The 12,795-nt window shown below is 66.0% G+C and carries 12 protein-coding genes; 6 read left to right on the top strand and 6 right to left on the bottom strand.

Going from position 1 to position 12,795, the window contains the following annotated elements; translation table 11 throughout:
* The first annotated feature begins 205 nt into the window (after nt 1-205).
* From FZ029_RS17460 to FZ029_RS17445, 4 genes are all read left to right on the top strand, one after another.
* A complete protein-coding gene (locus tag FZ029_RS17460; RefSeq protein ID WP_149270472.1) occupies nt 206-1,435 on the top strand; it encodes an ABC transporter substrate-binding protein in 1,230 nt (409 codons plus the stop codon).
* Nucleotides 1,436-1,558: 123 nt separating this feature from the next.
* On the top strand, nt 1,559-2,446 hold the full coding sequence (locus tag FZ029_RS17455; protein ID WP_149270562.1) for a branched-chain amino acid ABC transporter permease: 888 nt from the start codon (nt 1,559-1,561) through the stop codon (nt 2,444-2,446).
* 4 nt (nt 2,447-2,450) lie between these two features.
* Nucleotides 2,451-3,449 carry a branched-chain amino acid ABC transporter permease gene (locus FZ029_RS17450; protein WP_149270470.1) on the top strand — a complete coding sequence of 333 codons (999 nt, stop codon included), beginning with the start codon at nt 2,451-2,453 and terminating at the stop codon, nt 3,447-3,449.
* A 236-nt stretch (nt 3,450-3,685) separates the two neighbouring features.
* Nucleotides 3,686-4,348, top strand: coding sequence for a phasin family protein (locus FZ029_RS17445; RefSeq protein ID WP_149270468.1), 663 nt, complete (start codon nt 3,686-3,688; stop codon nt 4,346-4,348).
* A 116-nt stretch (nt 4,349-4,464) separates the two neighbouring features.
* On the opposite strand, the gene rlmJ is transcribed toward FZ029_RS17445, so the two are convergent.
* Together rlmJ and FZ029_RS17435 are read right to left on the bottom strand one after the other, a co-directional pair.
* Entirely contained in the window at nt 4,465-5,307 is an 843-nt protein-coding gene (rlmJ, locus tag FZ029_RS17440) for a 23S rRNA (adenine(2030)-N(6))-methyltransferase RlmJ (RefSeq protein ID WP_149270467.1), read from the bottom strand.
* Between the two features lie 70 nt (nt 5,308-5,377).
* Entirely contained in the window at nt 5,378-5,980 is a 603-nt protein-coding gene (locus tag FZ029_RS17435) for a transglycosylase SLT domain-containing protein (protein WP_247892354.1), read from the bottom strand.
* Between the two features lie 669 nt (nt 5,981-6,649).
* Here FZ029_RS17435 and FZ029_RS17430 point away from each other — a divergent pair.
* Nucleotides 6,650-8,005, top strand: a complete 1,356-nt coding sequence (locus tag FZ029_RS17430) for a tetratricopeptide repeat protein (RefSeq protein WP_149270463.1) — start codon at nt 6,650-6,652, stop codon at nt 8,003-8,005.
* A 15-nt stretch (nt 8,006-8,020) separates the two neighbouring features.
* Here the strand turns inward: FZ029_RS17430 and FZ029_RS17425 are convergent, their stop codons facing one another.
* Both FZ029_RS17425 and FZ029_RS17420 read right to left on the bottom strand, forming a co-directional pair.
* A complete protein-coding gene (locus FZ029_RS17425; protein ID WP_149270461.1) occupies nt 8,021-9,511 on the bottom strand; it encodes a hypothetical protein in 1,491 nt (496 codons plus the stop codon).
* A gap of 108 nt (nt 9,512-9,619) precedes the next feature.
* Nucleotides 9,620-9,844 carry a zf-HC2 domain-containing protein gene (locus FZ029_RS17420; RefSeq protein ID WP_085089356.1) on the bottom strand — a complete coding sequence of 75 codons (225 nt, stop codon included), beginning with the start codon at nt 9,842-9,844 and terminating at the stop codon, nt 9,620-9,622.
* A gap of 351 nt (nt 9,845-10,195) precedes the next feature.
* On the opposite strand from FZ029_RS17420, the gene FZ029_RS17415 reads away from it, so the two are divergent.
* Nucleotides 10,196-11,056, top strand: coding sequence for an SDR family oxidoreductase (locus tag FZ029_RS17415; protein WP_149270459.1), 861 nt, complete (start codon nt 10,196-10,198; stop codon nt 11,054-11,056).
* Between the two features lie 144 nt (nt 11,057-11,200).
* Here the strand turns inward: FZ029_RS17415 and FZ029_RS17410 are convergent, their stop codons facing one another.
* Both FZ029_RS17410 and FZ029_RS17405 read right to left on the bottom strand, forming a co-directional pair.
* A complete protein-coding gene (locus FZ029_RS17410) occupies nt 11,201-11,674 on the bottom strand; it encodes a sigma-70 family RNA polymerase sigma factor (protein ID WP_042695558.1) in 474 nt (157 codons plus the stop codon).
* 467 nt (nt 11,675-12,141) lie between these two features.
* Complete coding sequence (locus FZ029_RS17405) at nt 12,142-12,651, bottom strand: GNAT family N-acetyltransferase (protein ID WP_149270457.1); 510 nt, start codon at nt 12,649-12,651, stop codon at nt 12,142-12,144.
* Nucleotides 12,652-12,795: the final 144 nt, after the last annotated feature.

Below are 12,795 nucleotides of genomic sequence, written 5' to 3'. Positions count from 1 at the left end.
AATTGTTTGTGAAGCTGAATTTCCGCTTTCCGTACAAGGCGATGCGCCTGCATAGTGATCGGGAAGGGGCGGCGTGGACGACCTGACGGTTTCGGATGAAACCAATCAGGCGGACCGACGCGACCGCCCGGGAACCGCCGGACGAACCGATCCGGACGGTCTTCCGCAACATGCGCAACGCAACGCTGTGGGGAGGAATTCACGTATGATCGCACGTCTTCTGGCCGGTGCCGCCCTTGCTGCCCTGACGATCGGTGTCATGTCCACCGGGCCCGCCATGGCCCAGCAGGGCAAGCTTTCCGGTGACATGGTCAAGATCGGTGTGCTGAATGACCGCTCCGGCCTCTATGCCGATCTCGGCGGAGAGGGGTCGGCCATCGCCGCCCGGATGGCGGCCGAGGAGTTCGGCAATAAGATTCTCGGCAAGCCCATCGAGATCATCACCGCCGACCATCAGAACAAGCCCGATATTGGGTCCAACCTCGCCCGCCAGTGGATCGACCAGGACGGCGTCGACGCGATCGTCGACGTGCCGAATTCCGGCGTCGCGCTCGCGGTTCAGGAGGTGACGAAGGAGAAGAAGAAGATCTTCCTGATGGAAGGTCCGGCGACCTCGCGCCTGACCGGCGACGCCTGTTCTCCCACCGGCTTCCACTGGGCCTACGATACCCGCGCCCTGGCGGTCGGCACCGGGCAGGCCATCGTGAAGGAGGGCGGCGACAGCTGGTTCTTCATCACCGCCGACTACGCCTTCGGCCACCAGTTGGAGGCCGACACCTCGGCGGAGGTGAAGAAGGCGGGCGGCAAGATCGTCGGGTCGGTGAAGGCGCCGCTGAACACCGCCGACTTCTCGTCCTTCCTGCTGCAGGCGCAGGCTTCGGGTGCCAAGATCGTCGGCCTCGCCAATGCCGGCGGCGACACCATCACCTCGATCAAGCAGGCGTCCGAGTTCGGCCTGACGCAGAGCGGTCAGCAGAAGCTGGCGGGCCTGCTGATCTTCCTGTCCGACGTCCATGCGCTTGGGCTGCAGGTCGCCCAGGATCTGGTGCTGACCACCGGATTCTATTGGGACCGCGACGAGGAGACCCGCGCCTGGTCCAAGAAGTTCTTCGACCGCTACGGCAAGATGCCGACGATGGTGCAGGCCGGCAGCTATTCTGCCGTCCGCCACTATCTGAAGGCGATCGAGGCCGCCGGGACCGACGACGGCCCGACCGTCGCCGCCAAGATGAAGGAGATGCCGGTCAACGACATGTTCGCCAAGAACGGCACGATCCTGCCGAACGGCCGCATGGTCCACGACATGTATCTGGCCCGCGTGAAGAAACCGTCGGAGTCCAAGGGCGCCTGGGATTACTACCAGATCCTGCGCACCATCCCCGGCAAGGAGGCCTTTGCAACCTTCGAGGAGAGCGGCTGCAAGCTGCCGAAGTGATCGCGTCGGTAAACAGGACGACAGGGCAACAGCCGTGACGTGACGGAGCGGCATCCCCGCCAGAACGGTGGTCTTCGGACCGGTGCCGCGGCGGGGATGCCGCTGAGGAGTGCGACGCTCATGATGGGAACGATTTTCGGCATTCCGCCCCAGGCGCTGTTCGGCCAGCTTCTGCTGGGGCTGATCAACGGATCGTTTTACGCGCTGCTCAGTCTTGGGCTGGCGGTGATCTTCGGCATGTTGAACGTCATCAACTTCGCCCATGGCGCGCTCTACATGATGGGCGCCTTCGTGGCGTGGCTGCTGCTGAATCAGCTCGGCATCGGCTATTGGTGGGCGCTGCTGCTGGCGCCGCTGATCGTCGGCGCGTTCGGCGTCGTGCTGGAAAAGACGCTGCTGTCGCGGCTCTACAAGCTGGATCACCTCTATGGGCTGCTGCTGACCTTCGGGCTGGCTTTGATCGTCGAGGGGGCGTTCCGTCACCAGTATGGCGTCTCCGGCCAGCCTTATCCCATTCCCGCCGAACTCAGTGGCGGCCGGAACCTGGGCTTCATGTTCCTGCCCAATTACCGCGGCTGGGTGGTGGTGGCATCGCTGTTCGTCTGCATCGGCACCTGGATCGCCATCGAGAAGACGAAGCTGGGCGCCTATTTGCGCGCCGCGACGGAGAATCCGGTGCTGGTCCAGGCCTTCGGCATCAATGTGCCGCGGATGGTCACGCTGACCTACGCCTTCGGCGTGGCGTTGGCCGGGCTCGCCGGCGTGCTGGCGGCACCTATCTATCAGGTATCGCCGCTGATGGGCTCGCACCTCATCATCGTCGTGTTCGCGGTGGTGGTGATCGGCGGCATGGGCTCCATCCTCGGCGCCGTGCTGACCGGCTACGGGCTGGGCCTGTTGGAAGGATTGACCAAGGTTTTCTACCCGGAGGCCTCGAACATCGTGGTCTTCGTCATCATGGCGGTGGTGCTGATGGTAAAGCCCGCCGGCCTGTTCGGACGGGAGAGGTAAGCGCATGAGCCTTCATTCGCAGAGCAGCGGCCGAGCGTCCGCACAGGCGGCCGGCGGACCAGCGACGGTGGGGCTGACCCTGGCGAAGGTTGGCGCGCTGGTGGTGCTGGCCGCTCTGCTGGCGGTGCCGTTCCTGCTCTATCCCGTGTTTCTGATGAAGGTGCTGTGCTTCGCGCTGTTCGCCTGCGCCTTCAATCTGCTGATCGGCTTCGGCGGGCTGCTCAGCTTCGGTCACGCGGCATTCTTCGGCAGCGCCGCCTATGTCACCGCCCATGCGGTGAAGGAGTGGGGCTGGTCGCCGGAACTGGGGATCCTGCTGGGCACCCTGGCCGGGGCCGTCCTGGGGCTGCTGTTCGGTATGATCGCCATCCGCCGGCAGGGCATCTATTTCGCCATGATCACGCTGGCGTTGAGCCAGATGGTCTATTTCCTGGCCCTGCAGTTGCCCTTCACCCATGGCGAGGATGGCATCCAGGCGGTGCCGCGCGGGGTCCTGTTCGGCGTCTTCGACCTGCACAACCCTCTTGCCATGTACTACACGGTGCTGGGCGTCTTCCTGATCGGATTCGCCATCATCTGGCGAACGGTGCATTCGCCGTTCGGGCAGGTGCTGAAGGCGATCCGCGAGAACGAGGCGCGCGCCATTTCTCTGGGCTACCGCACCGACCGCTACAAGCTGCTGGCCTTCGTGCTCTCGGCGTCGCTGGCCGGCCTGGCGGGCGGCACCAAGGCCATCGTCTTCCAATTGGCGACGCTGACCGACGTGACCTGGCAGATGTCGGGCGAAGTCGTGCTGATGACGCTGCTGGGCGGCATGGGTACGCTGACCGGCCCGGTCATCGGTGCCGCCCTGGTGGTGACGCTGGAAAATTATCTGGCGGCGACCAGCCTGCCGGTGCCGGTGGTGATCGGCTGCATCTTCGTCGTCTGCGTCCTGGTCTTCCGCCGGGGAATCGCCGGGGAGATCGCGGCGCGCTTTGGGAAGCAGAAACCGGTCAGTTGAATCACTTGTCTGAAAAACGACAAATATATTAAGAAGTGTTTCGTCCGTAAGACCTTACGGTTTCAAAATACCGCATACCCCGAAAGAACGGGTGCGCGGTTATTATTTTGCGTCCTGGAACGTTCTGCTTATCGGGTGTTATAGCTCTCAACGCGTGCGGCGGTGCAGCAAAATGACCGACGCGAGGTTTGGGAAGAAGCGTCCACCCGGACGAACGTATTCGAGGAGCATCCCGCATGGCTATGGACAAGGACACCACGACCAGCGCGCGTGAAACCGCTGACCGGGCGAAAGGCACGGTCGAGGACATGACGCGCGCCGGAGAGGCCACCACCCGCCGCGCCGCCGATGCCGCCCGCTCGATGGGTGAGAACGCGGCGGAGACCGGCCGGCAGGCCGCCGATGCCAGCCTGAACGCTGGTCAGAAGGCAATGGGGGCGGGTGCCGACATGACCCGCCGCGGTGCCGAGACCGCCGGCACCATGATGAACAAGGCCACCGATGTCGCCGGCCGCACCACCGAGCAGCTCCAGCGTGCGCTGGGCCTGTCGAAGGAGGCGCAGGGCGAGGTCGCCAGCCAGACCCGCGAAACCATGGACGTCATGGTCCAGTGCGGCAGCGTTCTGGCCGACGGCTGGCAGAATGCCTGGCGCGAATGGATGGGGCTGGCGCAGGACGTCGCCTCGCGCAATGCCGAGGGAATGAACGCGCTGTTGCGCAGCCGGACCGTCCCCGATTTCTACGCGGCGCAGAGCCGCATGCTGAAGGACAACATGCAGATGGTCCTCAGCCGCAGCGTCAAGATCTCGGAGATGTCGGCGAGCACCGCCAACACGGCGATCGGCAAGCTGAACGCCCGCCTGGAAGGTGCGGCGCAGCAAACGGAACGCCGTTTCTGAGCGTCTGGCCGACTGCACCGGCACGCCATCGATAACGAACGGTCTCCATCCTGACTGAACCCCGGCCCGCAAGGACCGGGGTTTTTTCTGCGCCGGACAGGCGGCCTACCCGCTCGTTAGGACGCTTCAGGCGTGAGCCAGCTCACCGCGGCCCCGCCGCCGGTGGAGGGCAGGCTGCCGTGCAGGGCCGGCAACATTTCCTTCAGCGTCTCGTCGAGCTTCCAGGGCGGATTGACGATCAGCAGGCCGGAGCCGTTCAGCCGCAGATGGGTGTCCTCGGGATGCCAGGTCAGTTCCGCGATCAGCACCTTCGGGATGCCGGTCTTCTCCACCGCATCCTGGAAGCGCCAGACCGCCGCACGCTCCTTGATCGGATACCACAGGGCGAAGATGCCGGTGGACCAGCGGCGGTGCGCCTGCGCCAGCCCTTCGGCCATGCGGGCGAACTCGTCGGGCTGCTCGAAGGGCGGATCGATCAGCACCAGCCCGCGCTTCTCCTTGGGCGGCAGATGGGCCTTCAGCGCGGTGTAGGCATCGGACTGGTGGACGGCGACGGAGCGGTCGCCGGCGAACTCCGCCTTCAGGCTGACGGCGTCATCCGGATGCAGCTCGACCAGCACCATGCGGTCCTGCGGGCGGAGGGCGGCGCGGGCGATGCGCGGGGAGCCGGGATACCAGCGCAGGGCGCCGTCGGGGTTCTGCGCCTGGACGGCATCCAGATAGGGCGCCAGCGCCGGATGCGGCAGGGGATGGCCGAACAGCCGGCCGATGCCCTCGTCGCTCTCACCGGTCTTGCGCGCCGCTTCGGATGTCAGGTCGTAGCGGCCGATGCCGGCATGGGTGTCCAGAACGCAGAATGGCGTCGGCTTGGCGCGCAGATGATCAAGGATCAGCGCCAGCACGGCGTGCTTCATCACGTCGGCCGGGTTGCCGGCGTGGAAGATGTGGCGGTAGTTCATGCGTCGGGGTTTACCCGATCATGCAACGCGGCGCCAGCGCTCTTGCCGGCGCGGCCGGTCGGTGGACGGATCAGTTGATCGCCGCGACCTGCTGTGCATTGTGGAAGCTGCGGCGGGTGCGCGGGGCGACGCTGACGGGATCGCTATCCTCGCAGCGGGAAGAGGCCAGCAGCTTGGCGCTCTGCGTGTCCAGTTCACCCAGGCTCTGCCAGATCTTGCAGACATAGGCCTGGGCGCGGCGACCGGAGCTGCCGTTGTAGCGGGCCAGCGCGGTCTTCCAGTTGCCTTCCTCACCATGGAAGCGGACCAGAAGCTGACCGGCGTAGAACACGTTGTCGCGCGGCTCGACGATCTTCTCCAGCGGCTGGAACTCGCCACGGTGAGTGGCGACCGACAGCTGCATGCAGCCGACATAGGTGTTGGAGCGGAGCTGGCCGCGGTGGTCGCGAAGGTGGCGGGCGGCGTCGCTGACGTTGCGGGCGTAGTAGGGACGGCCCTGCACGCTCATGGCAAAGGGATGGGGAGTGCCATCCTGGCCGCTCTCGACCAGGGCGATGGCCACCAGCATGCCGGAAGGAATGCCGAGCTTCTGTTCGGCTTCCACCGCGTGGGTGACGCAGCTTTCCTTCGAAACGGTCTGGGCCTGGGCGGTTCCGCAAACGGAGAGCGCCACCAGGGGAGCCGTCAGCAGTCCCGCAGCCAGTGCGAAGCGTCCACACGTTGTGGCGCCTACGCGCTGATTTCGTCCCCGCATCCCAAACCTCCTTCTGCTGTCGCCCCGTGTTATACGGCGGCTGTTTGACCCCCCGCGCGGGGCCGTTGTTCCGGTCACCGAGTCGCTTACGGCGACCGCCTCCTACCCAGATGTTCAGCGCCTCCCGATTGGGCGCCGCGGCAACACTTCCAAAAATTTGATCCATCGTCAACCCGCTTGCACCCTGGTAATACCACAGCTTTCGTCCGTCAGATGTCACTCGGGCTCGCCGGACGGACGGCTTAGGCGCTTCGGTCAGGTTCATAAGCCATTGAATCGCCACATTTTCCGGCAAAATCGATTGGGGTGGTGCTGCTGCCCCTCTTGACCCTTCGGATGGGGGACAAAAAAGGGGCTACTGCGACCGCGTGTCGCCCGAATCACACTTCGGAAGGATTTTCGCACCCCCCTTGCGCGGCGCAGCATGTTGGGGCAGTAAACTCCGCCGCCCTGTTTCCCTGGACTCGGTTCCCTGGACCAGGTCGGTGCCGCAGCGACGCCCGGGACGGCCCGATGGCGGGCGGAGGTGGGCTATCCGGGCCGGCGGCATTTCCCTGGCCGAAGCCCGCGATCAGAGGAACTTCATCCGTGTCCGCGGATCCCTCCATCGGCGACGAGCCGCAAATCTACAATCTCCATCAAATGTTCCGGTTCGGTTACGACCGGCTCTATGCGGGGGATAATGTCGGAGCCGCGCGCGCATTCCGCGCCGGCGTCGCCGTCGACCCCGCCCATGCGGAGGCATGGTCCGCACTGGCGGAAGCCGGCGGCGGGACCGAGGCGATAGGGCAGGTGGCCGCCTGTTTCCGGCGCGCCGTCACTCTGGAACCCGGCAATTGGGGCTGGCGGCTGATGCTGGCCGATGCTCTGCGGCAATGCGGCGAAACCGATGCTGCACACGCGTTGTTCCACGCCCTGGTGGCGGAACGGAGCGATTCGGCACCGGCGCGACTCGGCCTTGCCCGCTGCCTCGCCGCAGCCGGCCGCCAGGAGGAGGCGTTGGAGGAGTACCGGGAGGCGGTGGCGCTGCGTCCCAACGACTGCGACGCCGTCCTCGCGCTGGCGGAGGCGCTTGCCCTGTCCGGTGATGCGCTGGCGGCGGTAGAACTGCTTCAGCCGCTGGCCCGGCGGCTTGAGGATGATGCGTCCGTCCATCACGCATTGGGCCGCAGCTGGCTTGCCCTGCGCGAACCGGCGAAGGCGCTGGCCGCGTTGCGCCACGCCCGAACCGTCGCCGAAGGGGACGAGGCGGCGGCGATCGAACGCCTGATCGCGGCGCTGGAGGCCGGGGAGGGCACCGACCTGTCCGCCTCCTATGTCCGCGCCCTGTTCGACCGCTATGCCGACCGATTCGACCAGGATCTGGTGGGCAAGCTCGGCTACGCGGCACCTGAACTGCTGAGGTCGGCGCTCGACCGCATCACGCCCGGCGCTGTTGGGTTGCGCATCCTTGATCTTGGTTGCGGTACCGGACTGGCCGGCGTCGCCTTCAAGCAACTGGCCTCTCGGCTCGCCGGAGTCGATCTGTCGCCGCGGATGGTCGAGAAGGCGAGGCAACGCCGCCTTTATGATGAACTGACCGTCGGCGACGTCGTCGAGGCGATGGAGCGGACGCCCGGTGGCTGGGACCTGCTGGTCGCCGCCGACGTCCTGGTCTATATCGGCGACTTGGTTCCTGTCTTCGCGGCCGCCGCCCACGCCCTTCCGCCGGGAGGCCGTTTCGCGGCCACCGTCGAACGCCTGCCGGGCGAACCGGCCTCGCTTACGGGCGAGTCTTTCGTGCTCGGTGCGACACGCCGCTATGCCCATTCCGAACATTATGTCCGGGCAACGGCAGAAGCGGCCGGCTTCCTCATCCGCCTGATGGAACCCTGCACTCCGCGACGGGAAAAGGGCATCCCGGTCCCCGGTCTCCTGTTCGTGGTGGAACGGGCGGCACGGTAGCGATCCGGTTGCGGGTCAGATCGCCTGCGTATAGCGGCCGGTATCGCCGGGCAGGCACCAGCGTACATGCAATTGCCCCTTGGCGTCGAAGCTGCAGGCGATCCAGCCGGAACCGTACAGCAAGCGCCGGCCGCCATCGGCGAAGGGCGGCATTTCGAACCGGTGGGCGGGCAGGGGATGGTCAGGGCGGGTGGCCAGTGGTTCCGCCAGCCGCCACCTCCATCCCCCCGCCGGGGTGGTGGTCGTGGTGAAGCGCGGCGCGTAGAGCTGCCACATCTCCAGTCCGCCGCCGCGCAACACGCCCCGCGCCCCCGCCCCACCGGCGATCCCGCGCGAAGCGACCGTGATCCGGCAGCCGCTGCGTCGGGAGAATTCGGCCAGCGTGCCGATCATCCGCTCCCATTCGGCATGGCGTCCCGGTGCCGACCAGTGATCGCCGAACCGGCTGCGCAGCCGGGAGGGGAGCACGCCGCCCAGCCGGTCGAGCAAGGCGGCGGCCGGGGTCAGCAGCGGCCCGCCGCTGACCAGGATCAGGTGGCGACAGGCGGCGAAGCGGTCGAGCCAGTCCGGCAGCATGCTCCAGCTGCGTTCCGACAGCATGCGCCGGCCGTTGCGGTCGCTCCAATTGTCGAGCGTCAGCAGTCCGACTTCGCCCATGGTGAAACCCTGGGCCAGCGTTCCGCACTCCGATCCCCACAGGCAATCGGGCGGGCTGTCGGCGACGGAGCCGGTCTGGAAAAGCTGGACCTGCCGGCGGGTTGCCGCGAACAGCGGACGAAGGCTGCGCGAGGCGGCGTCGCCCTCCTCCCGGCCGCCCCAGGCGCCGGCCAGCAACCGGCCGAGATCGCCGCCGTCCCACACCATGACCGAAGGGATCGAGGCCAACGCCGACGCTGCGGCGGCACCGCTCCAAGTCCGCAGCATGCGGTCGAAGCCGGCGGCCATCAGCTCTTCCGCCACGCCGGGCAATGCGGGCCCAAGCCGGCGGGAGGCATCGGACAGCAGGGCATTCGCCTGGGGAGCCGCGGCCGTCACGGCGTCGCCGTCGATCTGTCCGCCGGCATGGACCATCAGGTGATAGCGGTCGGGGGAATGCCGGGCCAGGAGATCGGACCAGAGGGCCGGTGACGCTCCGGTCGGGCCTCCGCTCTCCGAAGCGCCACCGCCGGTCATTCCGCTTCCGTAAAGAATGGCCATGCGCGGGAGTGAATGACGACCCGGAACGACCGCGGTCCAGCGGGGGCCGTCGGGAAAGCCGTAGGTGACGTCGGTGTCGCGCATGCCGCGCGGAACGGCGAAGTCGAATCGCCAGAGCTGGCGGTGGCGCCAGTGCGTCAGATGACGCGGCGGGACGGGCAGGGTGACGCCATCCACCCGCAGATCGTCGGGTTCGACCTCCCCGTCCAGAACGAACAGTGCCGACAGCCACCAACGGTCGCGCTGCTCACCACGGAAATACAGGATGGGACCAAGCAGGATGCTCGGTTCCGCTCGTCTCGGCGCCATGCTTCATCCGTCCGAACCGGCCCTTCCCCCAAAGATGGGCCTGCCGCATGCAATAGCGCAAGGCGCCGCCGGACGGCGAAAAAAATTATCGCGCTCGTAGACGGGCGGTCAGCCGTTCCGCTTGCGCAACAGCTCCAGCATTCGGGGCGGCACCTCTTCGTTCAGGACCGGGTCGTACAGGCGATGAAGCTCCTCCACATGCTGGCGATGCTGGGCGAGCAGCGCCTTTGCGTCGGGATCGCTCTCGACCACGCTTTCGAATTCTGCGCGCTCCCGCTCGTCCAGGGCGCCGTCCAGATAGGCGTTGATATCGGTCATCGTCACACGCTTCATCTCTGTCGTTCCCGGATGGGTCGCCGGGGTTCTCCCCTGGGACACGATCAACCGTGACACGTCCGGTGGCCCCGCCGTTCCCGGAAAGCTCGGCCGAAAGGACGCATACCCCATCTTATGGGCATGATCCTCGGCCATACCAGTCCGACAAACGGCGCGATCACAGCTCACTTTCGAGGCGAGCAAACCGGCGCTGTCATCCTCTTTCGCGTCGCCCGGCCAAGTAACAGGGCGGTACAGCCGATTGTTCCGGTTTCCGTTGGTACGGAACGCCGCGCAATGGGGACTGTTGTGATTGTGCAACTCACCCCATCCGCGCCCTGACAGGGTTGCCGAAGAAGGAGAATGGCTATGGCGCAACAGGAGGGCAGACAACCGCCCCAGCACCAGAACACGCAGCCGGGCCATCAGGCACCCATGACTCCCCAGCCGTCGGAAACGCGCCCCGCCTACCGCGGCAGCGGCAAGCTGCGCGACAAGGTGGCATTGATCACCGGCGGCGACAGCGGCATCGGCCGGGCGATCGCCGTTCTGTACGCGCGCGAAGGCGCGAAGGTCGGCATCCTGTACCTGAACGAGGACGACGACGCCCGCGAGACCCGCCGGCTGGTCGAAGCCGAGGGCCAGCCCTGCACCATCCTGAGCGGCGACGTCGGCAGCGAAGAAACCTGCCGCAAGGCAGTGGAGCGCATCGTCGGCGAGCATGGCCGCCTCGACATCCTGATCAACAATGCGGCTGAACAGCATCCGCAGAAGTCGATCGAGGACATCACCGCCGAGCAGTTGGAGCGGACCTTCCGCACCAACATCTTCGGACAATTCTATATGGTGAAGGCAGCCCTGCCGCACATGCACGAGGGTGCCTGCATCATCAACACCACCTCCGTCACCGCGTACAAGGGCAGTCCGGAACTGCTGGACTATTCGGCGACCAAGGGCGCCATCGTCGCCTTCACCCGGTCGCTGTCCATGGCTTTGAGCGACCGCGGCATCCGCGTCAACGCCGTGGCTCCCGGTCCGATCTGGACCCCGCTGATTCCCTCCACCTTCGACGAGAAGAAGGTCGAGAGCTTCGGCGGCAATGTGCCGATGAAGCGGGCCGGCCAGCCGGACGAGGTGGCGCCGGCCTATGTGTTCCTGGCATCCGATGACTCTTCATATATGTCCGGGCAAGTGCTGCACCCGAACGGCGGCACGGTGGTGAACGGCTGAGGGGCTGGTTGGGAACCGTTCGTTTGACCGGGCAACGCTCACAACCTCGGGCCGATCCGAAAAGCCCCGGTGCAGGTTGCACCGGGGCTTTTCAATCGTGGAGTGTTCGTAGCTGGCGGGCGGGCCATCAGGAAAGGTGTCGGATCAGGCGGCCATCAGGTTGTTCAGCCGCTCCCGTGCCCGGCACAGGCGGGAACGGATGGTGCCGATCGATACGTTCAGCGTCTCGGCCGCTTCCTGATAGGGACGCCCTTCGATGGCGACCAGCTTCACGACCTTGCGCTGGCTGGGGGTGAGGGAGGAAAAGGCGCGGTCGACGTCGCGGAAGACCAGACGCGACATCTGCGCCGCGTCGACCGACATGGCGCCGTCCCACAGTTCCACCTTCGTCACATGGCGGTCACGCTGCAGGTTGTTGAAATGCAGGTTCTTCAGCATGGTGGTCAACCACGCCTGCATGTTCGTGCCGGGTTCGAAACGATGCTGGCGCGACAGGGCACGGGCCAGGCAGTCCTGCAGCAGGTCCTCTGCGGCGTTGGCGTCACGGGTCAGCTTGCAGGCATAGCGCTGCAGGTTCGGCATGCAGCGGATCAGTTCGTTTTCGAACGAGTACGCCATGGTCTTTCCTTCCTCCACGGTCTGTGTACGTCTCCCGCCGGCCGGGTGAGCGGCGGCGCCCTTCGCAGTACGGGCGGGGCGCAGGGCGGGGACGGCATTGGGCTTTCCGGCGCGCAAAAGCGGCGCCACCGGTTCGAAGGGCTGACGGTGTGTATGCGGTCTTGAGCGCTCGGTACGCCCTGGCGATCGGCTCCAGGGTCCTCCCGGGCCGGCCCGTCATCTGCTGCGGGTCGGTGGCCCCTGGAGAGTGTTGCGGAACGATCCGTTCGGCGGTGGCGTCATTGAGGAGGTCCCGTTGTTGCCCGTCGTTGATCGTGTCGGGAGCTAAACGCGCCGTCCTCCACGGATGTTCCACCGCAGGAACCGGAAAGAGTGACATCGGTGGCAGATTGCGGAGATTCCGGTCCCGTCTCCGCTTGCCGGGCTTACCACCATCGAACGCGCCCGCCGGTGCGGCGCTGCAACACTCAGTCGTTGGAAAACAGCGGTTTTTCCAGGCGAAGCGCCGCCATTCCATCCTCGTAGTAATCAGGATATTCCGCGAATCGGCGATAGCCGGCCGCGGTATAGAGCGCGATGGCGGCGGCATTGTCCGCCCGCACCTCCAGTCTCATTCCACGGCAGCCATGGGCGGCGGCGGCGGCCTCCAGCGCCGCCAGCAGTCGGCGGCCGATCCCCTGTCCGCGGTTCCCCGGCGCCACCGCGAATGAGGTCAGGCGGGCGAAGCGCGTGCCGGCATGGAAGCCGACCACCCCATAGGCAAGTGGCGCCCCACCCACATTCGGCACTTGGCGGTATGCCGTCAGCACCACACCTTTTGCTTTGCGGATCGCATAACGGAAGTTGCGCTGCGTCATCCGGTCGGTCGGGAAGCTTTGCTCCTCGATCGCCAGCAGCGCGGCTATGTCGGCCAATTCGGCATGGCGGATGCGGATGAATGCTGCATCGCAGTGGACAGGATCGGATTCGTGAAGCATCGTTGACGGGAAAAAGGGGAGGGGACGACAGCCTACTCCCTTTTACCACGACGAAACGACGGTGCGTTCCATCTTGGGAAAGCTTTGCTTAACCAACAGGGCAGACACTTCCCCCATGATTGGAGCGCCGTCCTTCCAGCCGCC

It is taken from the genome of Azospirillum sp. Sh1 (genome assembly GCF_008365135.1).
Lineage (GTDB): Bacteria > Pseudomonadota > Alphaproteobacteria > Azospirillales > Azospirillaceae > Azospirillum > Azospirillum oryzae.
This window is presented reverse-complemented; position numbering and strand designations above follow the sequence as displayed.